Here is an 11,679-nt window from a genome sequence, read left to right as displayed (position 1 = left end):
AGGTTGCAAGTTACTGGATAACAGCCGCCGCTTTAAAAATATAATCTTTGAATAGCAACGCCAGCGCAGCAGCAACAATAAACCATTGAAGTCGATCAAATTTACCTTCAAGTTTATCAAAACGCTTATCTATAGATTCAAAACGCTTATCCATAACATCAAGACGTTTATCTAGAGATTCGAAGCGTCTATCTATTAATTCGAATCGCTTATCAACAGATTCAAAGCGTTTATCAATAGATTCGAAACGCTTATCAAGTGACACAAAGTTAGCCTCAGTCTCACGGCGCAAATTATCAACACTTTCCTGAGTTGCAAGATGTTGCATATTTTGCCCTCGATGCAAGAGAGCGTTTAGTACATCGCTAGTACTAAACTCTATTTTTTTATCATCTGAGTCACTCACTTTTCACCTCCCTATCAGACAGAATAAATATCAATCTGAGTATACACTCTACCCTATATGACTTGCAAAATTTCACGCTTAATAAAACAACAATATATACCTTTAAGTGATTGAGATTTTCCAATTAAGTCCATAAATCATAAAAAGGTAAAAACAACAGATAAATACCTGAAAATAAAATGGAATCAAAGAATATAACGTAAAACAAGTACGCTGGCTGCCGCTATTTTTGAGAATTTTACAGCAAAAATCCCTGTAAATTCAGAAAACCCCACGGAAGCATTCGCTACCGTGAAGTTTTCACCATGATGACGGATTACATATGCTGAATAATCGCGTCACCAAATTCGCTACATTTCAGTAATTTGGCGCCTTCCATCAGACGCTCGAAATCATAAGTCACCGTCTTCGCGGCAATCGCGCCTTCCATGCCTTTAACGATCAGATCGGCGGCTTCTGTCCAACCCATGTGACGCAACATCATTTCAGCGGAAAGGATCACAGAACCTGGATTCACCTTATCCTGACCGGCATATTTAGGCGCTGTACCATGAGTCGCTTCAAACAGAGCACATTCATCACCGATGTTTGCTCCCGGAGCGATACCGATACCACCAACCTGAGCAGCCAGCGCATCAGAAATGTAGTCACCATTCAGGTTCATACAGGCGATAACATCATATTCAGCAGGGCGCAGCAGAATTTGTTGTAGAAACGCATCTGCGATGACATCTTTAACAATGATCTCTTTACCGTTTTTCGGATTCTGAATTTTCACCCAAGGGCCGCCATCCAACAGTTCACCACCGAACTCTTCACGAGCAAGCTGATAACCCCAGTCTTTGAAAGCACCTTCGGTGAACTTCATAATGTTGCCTTTGTGAACCAAAGTGACAGATTCACGGTCATTATCAATTGCGTATTCGATGGCAGCACGAACTAAGCGTTTAGTGCCCTCTTCAGAACAGGGTTTCACACCGATACCACATTGCTGTGGGAAACGGATTTTATTGACGCCCATCTCTTCTTGCAGGAATTTGATCACTTTATCCGCTTCGACAGACCCTGCTTTCCATTCAATACCGGCATAAATATCTTCCGCGTTTTCACGGAAAATAACCATATCAGTCAATTCAGGTTGTTTGACCGGACTTGGCGTACCCTGATAGTAACGAACAGGACGAAGGCAAACATACAGATCTAATTGTTGACGCAATGCTACGTTCAGAGAACGAATACCGCCGCCAACCGGCGTCGTCAGAGGACCTTTAATAGCTACGCGATATTCACGGATCAGATCCAACGTTTCATCCGGCAACCAAACATCTTTACCGTATACATGAGTCGATTTTTCACCGGTATAGATTTCCATCCAGGAAATTTTACGCTCACCTTGATAGGCTTTCTGAACCGCTGCATCGACCACTTTCAACATTGCAGGGGTAACATCGACACCAATCCCATCCCCTTCAATATAAGGGATGACCGGGTTATTCGGAACAACCAGTTTACCTTTAGCATCGATTGTTATTTTTTTACCTTCCGCCGGAATAACTACTTTGCTTTCCATTAACCTCTCCTTTCAAGTAAGCGTAATACCTTGTTAATTTTTTGTAAGGGACGTGTCAATACTACTTGAATATTCGGCGAACGCCAATTGATAGCAGACTAATGTATAATACCCCTTCCATTTTATGCAGTGATCTATGATGACAAATTTCACCATTAAAAAACACAAACTTAACCGATTCAGCCAAAGAAAAACATCACATTCTGTCAAAAAAACAACCGTACCTCGCCGAGTGTTGATATTTAACAAACCTTACGATGTTTTACCCCAGTTCACTGATGAAATGGGCAGAACAACACTAAAAGACTTTATTCCGTTCCCGAATGTGTATGCTGCCGGGCGTTTAGATCGTGACAGCGAAGGATTATTAATCCTGACGAATGACGGCAAACTTCAAGCACAGCTAACCCAACCGAATAAAAAAACGGCCAAAGTTTATTATGTGCAAGTTGAAGGCGTTCCAGATGAAACCGCTCTCGATAAGTTACGCAATGGCGTCATATTAAAAGATGGACCCACCCTACCCGCAGGTGCCGAGTTAGTTGACGAACCAGAATGGCTTTGGAGTCGCCAGCCACCGATTCGTGAACGTAAAAATATTCCGGTAAGTTGGTTAAAAATAACACTTTATGAAGGCCGAAATCGTCAAGTGCGCAGAATGACAGCACATATCGGTTTCCCGACACTTCGACTAATTCGTTTTAGTATGGGAAACTTGCAATTAGGCAAGATGAAACCCGGTGAATGGAAGGAGATCAATTTTGTTTAGCCCCCACGTCACAGTTGCTTGTGTGGTCCATGCCCAGAATAAATTCCTGGTAGTTGAAGAGACAATTAATGGCAAAGCATTATGGAATCAGCCCGCTGGTCATCTTGAGGCAGATGAAACATTGTTACAAGCCGCAGAACGTGAATTATGGGAAGAAGCCGGTATTCAGGCTAAGCCGCAAGCACTACTGAAAGTTCATCAGTGGGTTGCGCCAGACGGCACACCCTTTATCCGTTTTCTGTTTCTGGTTGAAATGGAACAACAAACCGTAGCCAACCCACAAGACGGTGATATCGACTGTTGCCATTGGGTTACAGCCGAACAAATATTTAGCAGTCATTGTCTTCGTTCTCCACTCGTTGCAGAAAGTATCCGCTGTTACCTGCAAAACGAAAAATATCCTCTTACCCTATTGAATAGTTATGTTTCTCCGTCTATTTAATGACAAAACCGTAATACGTTTGATGCGCCCCTGTCTGCAACGTGTTAAAGTACGGCGCTTGTTTTTTTCTCCAGTGAGATTCCCATGTCAGATAACAGCCAGAAAAAAGTCATTGTCGGCATGTCCGGCGGTGTAGATTCCTCCGTTTCCGCCTATTTGCTACAACAGCAAGGTTATCAAGTGGCTGGCTTGTTCATGAAGAATTGGGAAGAAGACGATGATGAAGAGTACTGTTCAGCCGCGACTGATCTGGCTGATGCCCAATCCGTTTGCGATAAGTTGGGTATCGAACTTCATACCGTCAATTTTGCTGCCGAATATTGGGATAATGTTTTCGAACATTTTCTTTCTGAATATCGAGCGGGCAGAACACCTAACCCAGATATTCTATGTAACAAAGAAATTAAGTTTAAAGCATTTCTGGAATTCGCCGCTGAGGATTTAGGCGCGGATTACATCGCAACCGGTCATTATGTCCGTCGCAAAGATATTAACGGTAAAAGCCAGTTATTACGTGGGCTGGATAACAATAAAGACCAAAGCTACTTCTTATACACTCTGAGCCACCAGCAAATTGCTCAAAGCCTATTTCCTATCGGTGAATTGGAAAAACCGGAGGTTCGCCGTATCGCCGAAAAAATTGGTTTGGCGACGGCAAAGAAAAAAGATTCCACCGGTATCTGTTTTATTGGCGAGCGCAAATTCCGTGACTTCCTTGGCCGTTATTTACCTGCCAAGCCTGGCCCCATTATGACAGTCGATGGAGAAACCCTCGGTGAACATCAGGGGCTGATGTACCATACTTTGGGCCAACGTAAAGGTTTAGGCATCGGTGGAACGAAAGAAGGCAGCGAAGAGCCGTGGTATGTCATAGATAAAGACGTTCAGAACAATATCCTGCTCGTGGCGCAGGGGCATGAACACCCCCGTTTAATGTCTACCGGCCTTATTGCTCAGCAACTTCATTGGGTTGATAGAGAGACATTAACTGAAGAAATTCATTGCGTCGTCAAAACACGTTATCGCCAACAGGATATTCCTTGCACTATCACCCCCATAAACGAAGATAAAATAGAAATCCGTTTTGCTAACCCTGTCGCCGCAGTCACCCCCGGCCAATCAGCCGTCTTTTATCAGGGTGAAGTTTGTCTTGGCGGCGGCGTGATTGAACAACGTTTGCAGGAGTAATTGTGGCAAAGAATTATTACAATATCACACTGGCGTTGGCGGGAATTTGCCAGTCAGGTCGTCTGGTACAGCAACTCGCCCATGAAAACCAGTGTGATACCGATGCTGTCGCCACTATGGTCAATAGCATCCTGAACACTAACCCGGCATCTGCTTTAGATGTGTTCGGCAATCATGAACGCAATCTGCGCATGGGGCTAAACGCAATGCTAGGGATGTTTAATAGCTCTAATAATGGTATTTCTGCCGATCTCACCCGCTATATCTTGAGTCTGATCGCGCTGGAGCGCCGACTAAATAAAAATCAGGCAGCTTTTGATGCGCTTAGTAACCGTATCAGTTTATTAGAACGCCAGCAGGCACATTTTGAACCCATGTCAGAAGGGATGTTCAACGCGTTGGCCGGTATTTATGTTGATGTTATCAGCCCATTAGGTCCACGTATCCAAGTGACAGGTTCCCCTGATGTTCTGCGCAATCCACTTGTACAAGCGAAAGTCCGGGCGATTCTACTGGCTGGCGTCCGTTGTGCGGTCTTATGGCAACAAGTTGGCGGCGGTCGCTTGCAATTAATGTTTTCTCGTCAACGTCTGATCCAACAGGCGAAAGATATTCTTTCTCATTGTTAAATAAAATCCGGGAGTTGCTACCAATGGAATTATCCTCACTGACTGCTGTTTCTCCGATCGATGGCCGTTACGGCGATAAAGTCAGCGCATTACGTACCATTTTTAGTGAGTTTGGCTTACTGAAATTCCGAGTGCAGGTTGAAGTACGTTGGCTGCAAAAACTGGCAGAATGTGCTGAAATTAAAGAAGTTCCCGCTTTTGATACAGACGCAAACGCTTACCTGAATGAAATTATCGCAAATTTCAATGAACAGGATGCAATGCGTATTAAAACTATCGAACGCACCACTAATCACGATGTCAAAGCAGTGGAATATTTTCTGAAAGAGAAAGTTGCACATGTTCCCGCACTACACAAAGTTTCTGAGTTTATTCACTTCGCCTGTACTTCTGAAGATATTAACAATCTAGCTTATGCGCTGATGCTACAAACAGCTCGAGAAGAAGTACTTTTACCACAATGGCGTCAGATGATTGATGCCATCAAAAAAATGGCGAATGAATATCGAGACTTACCACTGTTATCTCGCACTCACGGTCAACCGGCCACACCTTCCACAGTTGGTAAAGAGTTTGCCAATGTTGCTCACCGGATGGAGCGCCAGTATCGCCAACTGGAACAAGTCGAAATACTCGGCAAAATTAACGGTGCCGTGGGTAACTATAATGCCCATATAGCTGCTTACCCACAGGTTGATTGGCATCACTTTAGTGAAACTTTTGTGACTTCACTCGGCATCAAGTGGAATCCATACACGACTCAAATCGAACCCCATGATTATATTGCTGAATTGTTCGATGTCATCGCCCGTTTCAACACGATTCTGATTGATTTTGACCGTGACATTTGGGGTTATATTGCGCTTAACCATTTCAAACAGAAAACGGTTGCCGGTGAAATCGGTTCTTCCACTATGCCACACAAAGTCAATCCAATTGACTTTGAAAACTCAGAAGGCAATCTGGGACTGGCAAATGCGGTATTTGGTCATCTGGCAAGCAAATTACCAATTTCCCGCTGGCAACGCGATCTGACGGATTCGACTGTATTACGTAACCTAGGTGTTGGCCTGGGATATGCTCTGATCGCCTATCAATCTACGATGAAAGGCTTGAATAAGTTGGAAGTCAATGAGCAGCACTTGCTGGATGAGCTCGATCAAAACTGGGAAGTGCTTGCTGAGCCTATCCAGACAGTAATGCGTCGCTATGGTATCGAAAAACCTTATGAAAAACTCAAAGAACTTACCCGCGGTAAACGCGTCAATGCTGAAGGGATGAAAATCTTTATCGATGGATTGGATTTACCGGAAGAAGAGAAAACACGCCTGAAAGTCATGACACCAGCAAATTATATTGGCCGTGCAATTACACTGGTCGATGAATTGCAGTAATTGATATTCAACAGACGGATAAAACATCCGTCTGTTGCTATCCTTATTAAACCAATCCCAAACACACTTTAAAGTTATATTCTCTATTTCTACTTAACGTCTTGCTGTTACAGATCCATGTATCTAACATATTCAGCCAGAACCATTGCATTGAATTTTTTACCGGCAGTTTTGTCTATATGACAGTCCGAATGAATTGATTATTACAACACTGCCTGCTGAAGTTGAGAAGGATTATTCCATGCGGATATTGATCGTTGAAGACAACATGTTACTGCGTCACCATTTAACGGTACAGCTTCGTGATACCGGCCATCTAGTTGATGCCGCGGCAAACGCCAAAGAAGCCGATTACTATCTGGTTGAGAGCGAACCCGATATTGCCATTGTCGATCTTGGCTTGCCCGGAGAAGATGGTCTGAGTCTGATCCGTCGCTGGCGCCAGAAAGATGAAAAACTTCCCATTCTTGTTCTGACCGCCCGCGAAAGTTGGCAAGAAAAAGTCACGGTTCTTGATGCAGGAGCGGATGACTATGTTACTAAGCCCTTTCATCTTGAAGAAATTATTGCCCGTATGCAGGCACTCCTACGCCGTAATAATGGGCTGGTTTCTCAGATTATTGAATTCCCACCGTTCAAAATTGATCTGTCACGCAAGGAGTTAACAGTTTACGGAGAGAGCGTCAAACTAACAGCGTTTGAATACCGCATCATTGAAATCCTAATGTGTAATAGCGACAAAGTCGTCACTAAAGAGTCATTAATGCGCCAATTATATCCCGATGCTGAACTGCGCGAAGGCCATTCCATTGATGTTTTAATAGGGCGACTAAGAAAGAAGATATTAGATATCTGGCCCTATGAAGCTATCGTGACTGTTCGTGGTCAAGGCTATCGCTTTGATGTATAAAACTTTCATCAGTAAAAAAGTGCTTAAGCACAAAAAGCAGCCTTTCTCACTCCGTACTCGGTTTTTAATGGCAACTGCTGCGGTTATTCTTGCTCTTACCATGTCTTACGGTATTGTTGCCATTGTCGGCTATCTGGTCAGTTTTGATAAAACCGCTTATACACTGCTACGCAGTCAAAGTAATCTATTTTTCAGCCTTGCTCAGTGGAATAATAATAAGCTGGATATTTCAGTACCCCCTAATTTCACACTGAATAACCCATCATTGGTGCTGATTTATAACAACAAAGGTACCATCCTCTGGCGTCAACGCCATATCCCAAAAGTCGAAAACTCTATTCCCAGCGAATGGTTAAAAGAAGACGGTTTATATGAACTGGATACTGATCTAAAAAGCAGCCGCGACTTGCTAAAAAACTCGGCTAACACACAAGGGCAATTAGGTAAACTTGACGCACTTGACGAAAATGAAGATAACGAGCTAACCCACTCCGTTTCTGTCAACAAATATAGTGCGACAGCTCATTTGCCAGCATTAACTATTGTAGTCATCGATACCATTCCACAGGATTTACAAAAAACGGTTCTGGTGTGGGAATGGTTCGGTTATGTGTTGATTGCCAATCTTATTCTGGTTATCCCATTGATCTGGCTGGCAGCCCATTGGAGTTTACGGCCAATTAAATCGCTTATTCATCAGATCAGTTCGTTAGAAAAAGGTGAACGGGAAAAACTGGATGAAAACCCACCGACGGAGCTACGGGGGCTAGTTCGTAACCTTAATGTGCTGCTCAATAATGAACGCAACCGCTATATAAAATACCGGACAACACTGGCTGATCTGACACACAGCTTGAAAACGCCATTGGCTGTTTTACAATCAACTCTCCGTTCTTTACGCGACAGCAAACAAATGACTATTCAACAAGCAGAACCCATCATGTTGGAGCAAATTGGCCGTATTTCTCAGCAGATAGGCTATTATCTACATCGAGCCAGTATGCGCAGTGAACATAGCGCCATTATGCGAAAAGTTTCTTCTGTTCCTGCTTTACTGGATAGCCTGTGCAGCGCTTTAACAAAAGTTTATCAACGTAAAGGGGTCAGTCTCACGTTAGATGTCTCACCGGAGATCACCTGGCTTGGCGAGAAAAATGACTTTATGGAAGTCATGGGTAATGTGCTGGAAAACGCCTGTAAATATTGCCTTAAATTTGTTGAGATCTCTGTGGCGCTCGATCACGATTCGATAATGATTATTATCGATGACGATGGTCCAGGGGTGCCAATTGAAAAACGGGAAATGATTTTCCAGCGAGGCCAACGTGTTGATACTTTGAGGCCTGGTCAAGGGCTAGGATTGTCAATTGCTTCTGAAATTATCGAACAATACAAAGGTGATATCAGTATCAATGACAGCCCACTTGGCGGCGCCAGAATTTGTGTTATATTCCGATGCCAACAAATTAATGATGACGATTAGTTAAATATGCCAATGCAGTCTGATACTGGATTTAACTATTGGTTATAATACCTTGAAATTCACTCCACACTCAGGATATCACTATGGACTATCAGTTGAACCTGGACTGGCAGGCGTTTTTGCAGAATCATTGGCAAAAACAGCCTGTACTGATTAAACAAGGCTTCCGTCAATTCATTGATCCCCTTACTCCCGATGAACTAGCGGGTCTGGCTATGGAAAATGAAGTTGACTGCCGCCTGGTCAGCCAGAAAAATGGCCGTTGGGATGTCTCTCATGGTCCATTCGAAAGTTACGATCATTTAGGTGAAAAAGAGTGGTCGCTGCTGGTACAAGCGGTTAATCACTGGCACCATCCTTCCGCCGCGCTAATGCAACCATTCCGCGTATTATCTGACTGGCGGATAGACGATCTGATGGTGTCCTTCTCCGTTCCCGGTGGTGGTGTTGGTCCGCATCTTGACCAATACGATGTGTTTATCATTCAAGGAATGGGCCGCCGTCGCTGGCGCATTGGGGAAAAGCTACCAATGGAACAACGCTGTCCTCACCCCGATCTATTACAGGTCGATCCCTTTAATGCCATTATTGACGAAGAGATGGAACCTGGCGATATTCTCTATATCCCACCCGGATTTCCCCATGAAGGTTATTCCATCGAAGAGTCACTAAATTATTCAGTTGGTTTCCGCGCCCCCAATTCCCGTGAACTTTTCAGTAGCTTCGCCGATCATGTACTGGCTAATGATTTAGGCAGCTATCGTTATAGCGATCCTGATCTGACTTTCCGCGAGAACCCGGCACTGGTCCAGCCGCATGAACTATCAGCGCTACATGCCATGATGAACGAGTTATTGGCACAACCTGAGACTTTCCAGCAATGGTTTGGTGAATTTATCTCTCAGTCACGACATGAACTTGATATTGCTCCACCAGAGCCACCTTATGAAAGTGATGAAATTTATGAATTAATGAAACAAGGTGAAAATCTCCACCGCCTTAACGGGTTACGGGTTATAAGGATTGGCGATCAATGCTTTGTTAACGGTGAATTAATAAATACACCTCATATTAAAGCAGCTAATGTTCTTTGCCACTATTATGAAATTAATGCAGAAATGCTTGGTGAAGCGATAGATGATGTTCGTTTTATCAGACTGCTCACTGCATTGGTCAATAGTGGTTACTGGTACTTTAATGATTGATACCTCACCTCAAAAGGTTAATTTCATTTAATATTCAATATATACCTAATAGATTTCGAGTTGCAGCGCGGCGGCAAGTGAACGAATCCCCAGGAGCATAGATAACGATGTGACTGGGGTGAGTGAAAGCAGCCAACAAAGCAGCAGCTTGAAAGATGAAGGGTATAGTTATCAAAGACCATTAATTCTGTTCAACATCTAGACCCGTTATTCACTCACTGCCTGTAACTTGCTCTCCCCACTAAATCACAAGTGATTATAGTGGGGGGCTGCTAAGTTCGTTTCGCTCTCAATCAGCATTCAGGAGGGAGAATTTCGTAAACTTTATTAAAAATTTGTAATATTAAATTTACCATTAATATCTGATCAAATTAATTAACGCTGCAAAACGCCTGACTTATTTCCGACTTTTTAGACAACAGTGCGGTTAATTCAGCAATACGCATGACAACACTTACAGCTTGTTCCATTCCTTCCAACGAAACAAATTCATGTTTACCATGATAATTATACCCTCCCATAAATATATTCGGACAGGGCAAGCCACGGAATGACAATTGTGCGCCATTAGTACCACCACGAATAGGTTTAATAACGGGTTCAATATTACAATCCAGCATTGCCTGTTTGGCAATTTCAATAACATGCGGATATTTGGTAACTTCATCATGCATATTGTAATAATTATCATCGATAGTCAGTTCGATATAACAACCAGGATGCAACCCCTCACCGACTTTTTCCGCAATTTTAATCATCTTCTTTTTACGTTCTTCGAAGTTATTCCGATCAAAATCACGAATGATATAGTGCATTTCAGCACACTCAACCGTGCCTTTAATACGTTGCAAATGATAGAAGCCTTCATATCCATCGGTACGTTCCGGTGTTTCTTCCGATGGCAATGCCTGATGGATATGGATCGCCAGCGATAAAGCATTAATCATCACATTTTTAGCATTACCAGGGTGAACATTATTACCAACAATCTTAACGGTTACTACCGCTGCATTGAAGTTTTCAAATGCCAATTCACCTACACCACCGCCATCTACGGTGTATGCCCACTCAGCATCAAATGAATTAATATCAAAATAGTGCGCCCCCTTACCTATCTCCTCATCAGGCGTAAACGCAATCCGAATATCACCATGTAAGATATTGCTACTTTTCAAACGAACCATTGCAGTAATAATTTCTGCAATACCCGCTTTATCATCGGCGCCAAGCAATGTTTTGCCATCGGTGGTGATCAGTGTTTTCCCCAACATGTTATGTAAGATAGGAAACATAACCGGCGATAACACTTCATTACCCGCTCCCAGAGCAATCTCACCACCTCGATAATTTTCCAGCATTTGTGGACTTACATTTTTTCCAGAGAAATCAGGTGAAGTATCAAGGTGAGCAATAAAACCGATAGCAGGTACAGGCCAAGATGTATTGGCAGGTAATGTTGCCATAACACAACCATGAGCATCCTGTATTACATTGGAAAAACCTAATTCGACCAGCTCCTGTTTCAGCGCGTTAGCGAGTTCGAGCTGTCCATGACTACTGGGAATAGTCTTCGCTGACGGCTTTGACTGAGTATCAAAAGATATATATTTAAAAAAACGCTCTAGTAATCTGTCCATTATTCTCTTCCCCCTGGAATTTTGTTACCCATTATGAGGAAGAGAA

General features: G+C 43.1%; 11 protein-coding genes. 8 read left to right on the top strand and 3 right to left on the bottom strand.

Translation table 11 applies throughout. The annotated features are described in order from the left end of the window. Nucleotides 1-10: 10 nt before the first annotated feature. Nucleotides 11-406, bottom strand: coding sequence for a hypothetical protein (locus TI10_RS00140; RefSeq protein ID WP_049581147.1), 396 nt, complete (start codon nt 404-406; stop codon nt 11-13). Between the two features lie 316 nt (nt 407-722). After that, nucleotides 723-1,976, bottom strand: coding sequence for an NADP-dependent isocitrate dehydrogenase (gene icd / locus TI10_RS00135; protein ID WP_049581145.1), 1,254 nt, complete (start codon nt 1,974-1,976; stop codon nt 723-725). A gap of 139 nt (nt 1,977-2,115) precedes the next feature. Between icd and rluE the strand changes: the two genes are divergently transcribed. From rluE to TI10_RS00095, 8 genes are all read left to right on the top strand, one after another. Next, complete coding sequence (rluE, locus tag TI10_RS00130) at nt 2,116-2,745, top strand: 23S rRNA pseudouridine(2457) synthase RluE (RefSeq protein ID WP_049581143.1); 630 nt, start codon at nt 2,116-2,118, stop codon at nt 2,743-2,745. After that, nucleotides 2,738-3,187 (top strand): NUDIX hydrolase, encoded by a 450-nt coding sequence (locus tag TI10_RS00125; RefSeq protein ID WP_049581142.1) that lies wholly within the window; start codon nt 2,738-2,740, stop codon nt 3,185-3,187. Before rluE ends, TI10_RS00125 begins: the two co-directional genes overlap by 8 nt. Nucleotides 3,188-3,271: 84 nt before the next feature. Beyond that, nucleotides 3,272-4,375 (top strand): tRNA 2-thiouridine(34) synthase MnmA, encoded by a 1,104-nt coding sequence (mnmA, locus tag TI10_RS00120; RefSeq protein WP_049581140.1) that lies wholly within the window; start codon nt 3,272-3,274, stop codon nt 4,373-4,375. A 2-nt stretch (nt 4,376-4,377) separates the two neighbouring features. Further along, on the top strand, nt 4,378-5,004 hold the full coding sequence (hflD, locus tag TI10_RS00115; protein WP_049581138.1) for a high frequency lysogenization protein HflD: 627 nt from the start codon (nt 4,378-4,380) through the stop codon (nt 5,002-5,004). Nucleotides 5,005-5,027: 23 nt separating this feature from the next. Further along, a complete protein-coding gene (purB, locus tag TI10_RS00110) occupies nt 5,028-6,398 on the top strand; it encodes an adenylosuccinate lyase (RefSeq protein WP_049581136.1) in 1,371 nt (456 codons plus the stop codon). 241 nt (nt 6,399-6,639) lie between these two features. Then, nucleotides 6,640-7,308: a two-component system response regulator PhoP gene (gene phoP, locus TI10_RS00105; protein ID WP_036781478.1), complete on the top strand. Its 669-nt coding sequence runs from the start codon at nt 6,640-6,642 to the stop codon at nt 7,306-7,308. Nucleotides 7,309-7,327: 19 nt separating this feature from the next. Next, complete coding sequence (gene phoQ, locus TI10_RS00100; protein ID WP_049582106.1) at nt 7,328-8,791, top strand: two-component system sensor histidine kinase PhoQ; 1,464 nt, start codon at nt 7,328-7,330, stop codon at nt 8,789-8,791. A gap of 83 nt (nt 8,792-8,874) precedes the next feature. Beyond that, nucleotides 8,875-9,996, top strand: a complete 1,122-nt coding sequence (locus tag TI10_RS00095; protein ID WP_049581134.1) for a ribosomal protein uL16 3-hydroxylase — start codon at nt 8,875-8,877, stop codon at nt 9,994-9,996. A gap of 371 nt (nt 9,997-10,367) precedes the next feature. Here TI10_RS00095 and pepT read toward each other — a convergent pair whose 3' ends face one another. Further along, nucleotides 10,368-11,633 (bottom strand): peptidase T, encoded by a 1,266-nt coding sequence (pepT, locus tag TI10_RS00090; protein WP_049581133.1) that lies wholly within the window; start codon nt 11,631-11,633, stop codon nt 10,368-10,370. Nucleotides 11,634-11,679 lie beyond the last annotated feature (46 nt).

Origin of the sequence: Photorhabdus luminescens subsp. luminescens (assembly GCF_001083805.1) — a bacterium.
Taxonomy (GTDB): Bacteria; Pseudomonadota; Gammaproteobacteria; order Enterobacterales; family Enterobacteriaceae; genus Photorhabdus; species Photorhabdus luminescens.
This window is presented reverse-complemented; position numbering and strand designations above follow the sequence as displayed.

Excerpts from the sequence above, each read along its gene's own strand:
- TI10_RS00095 (WP_049581134.1), top strand. The coding sequence starts at position 8,875 with ATGGACTATCAGTTGAACCTGGACTGGCAGGCGTTTTTGCAGAATCAT.
- icd (WP_049581145.1), bottom strand. The coding sequence starts at position 1,976 with ATGGAAAGCAAAGTAGTTATTCCGGCGGAAGGTAAAAAAATAACAATC.
- rluE (WP_049581143.1), top strand. The coding sequence starts at position 2,116 with ATGACAAATTTCACCATTAAAAAACACAAACTTAACCGATTCAGCCAA.
- pepT (WP_049581133.1), bottom strand. The coding sequence starts at position 11,633 with ATGGACAGATTACTAGAGCGTTTTTTTAAATATATATCTTTTGATACT.
- phoP (WP_036781478.1), top strand. The coding sequence starts at position 6,640 with ATGCGGATATTGATCGTTGAAGACAACATGTTACTGCGTCACCATTTA.
- purB (WP_049581136.1), top strand. The coding sequence starts at position 5,028 with ATGGAATTATCCTCACTGACTGCTGTTTCTCCGATCGATGGCCGTTAC.
- mnmA (WP_049581140.1), top strand. The coding sequence starts at position 3,272 with ATGTCAGATAACAGCCAGAAAAAAGTCATTGTCGGCATGTCCGGCGGT.